The organism is Escherichia sp. 94.0001, assembly GCF_013369155.2.
Taxonomy (GTDB): Bacteria; Pseudomonadota; Gammaproteobacteria; order Enterobacterales; family Enterobacteriaceae; genus Escherichia; species Escherichia coli_F.
On sequence record NZ_JABWMS020000210.1, the window covers coordinates 1 to 712 of the forward strand.

Below are 712 nucleotides of genomic sequence, written 5' to 3' on the forward strand. Positions count from 1 at the left end.
CCGACGCATCTGCTCACGGTCAAAGTTAACCATCTGTGCGGCGATGTTTTTCATAAATCCACCCCGTAAATCCAGTCAGTGTTTGTCAGGTCGAGTTTTGGTTTTCCGGCTGTCACGCCAGCCTGTTGCTTGTTACGGTTGATTTCGAGTTGAGTCCACTTGTCGCGGAGTTTAGCCGGACTCAGCACGTTACCGGACCAGAAGTTGTCCTGGCATGCCCAGCGGAACAGCACGCACATGTCGCGGTGGTTACGTCCGTCACGTTCACGCATCAGGCGGATATCGTTAGCCCACCCTGCCAAATTCGGTTTTCTGGCTGATGGCGCGATGGTCTTCACCATGTCAAACATCCACTCTGCGGCGCCAAAGTTTATTCGGGAGGAATCTATGTCCAGAAAAACAGAATTTAAAGGCACCGCAGCTTCTCGCCGTAGAGCTCGTCGCGCAAATCTGCAAAGTCAGGAGGCGATCAGCTCCGACAAACTACACAGGCCAACCCCCTCACGAGTGGTCTTGCAATGCAAGCGCAAACCAGCAATGAGAGCAGAAGTAATAACACTGACAACGTTGACCAGAAAATATGAAGGTTCAACTTGTCTTCCGAACGTAGCTCTTTACGCGGCAGGCTACCGTAACTCCAAACAACTGACAGCAAGATGACTTGTGTTGGTCGCCAGAAAATGAAATTAGGCAGCAAACCACTTATTTGAGG

The 712-nt window shown here is 51.0% G+C and carries 1 protein-coding gene and 1 pseudogene; one reads left to right on the forward strand and one right to left on the reverse strand.

Annotated elements, in window-relative coordinates:
- Positions 1 to 50: 50 nt before the first annotated feature.
- Positions 51 to 362: pseudogene (locus HEN33_RS25280) on the reverse strand (replication protein); the annotation flags it as partial.
- A 25-nt stretch (positions 363 to 387) separates the two neighbouring features.
- Here HEN33_RS25280 and HEN33_RS25285 point away from each other — a divergent pair.
- On the forward strand, positions 388 to 660 hold the full coding sequence (locus HEN33_RS25285) for a transcriptional antitermination N peptide (protein ID WP_176263104.1): 273 nt from the start codon (positions 388 to 390) through the stop codon (positions 658 to 660).
- The last annotated feature ends 52 nt before the right edge of the window (positions 661 to 712 follow it).

Bases quoted from the DNA above. Each gene is read 5' to 3' on its own strand.
- HEN33_RS25285 (WP_176263104.1), top strand. From the start codon at position 388: ATGTCCAGAAAAACAGAATTTAAAGGCACCGCAGCTTCTCGCCGTAGA.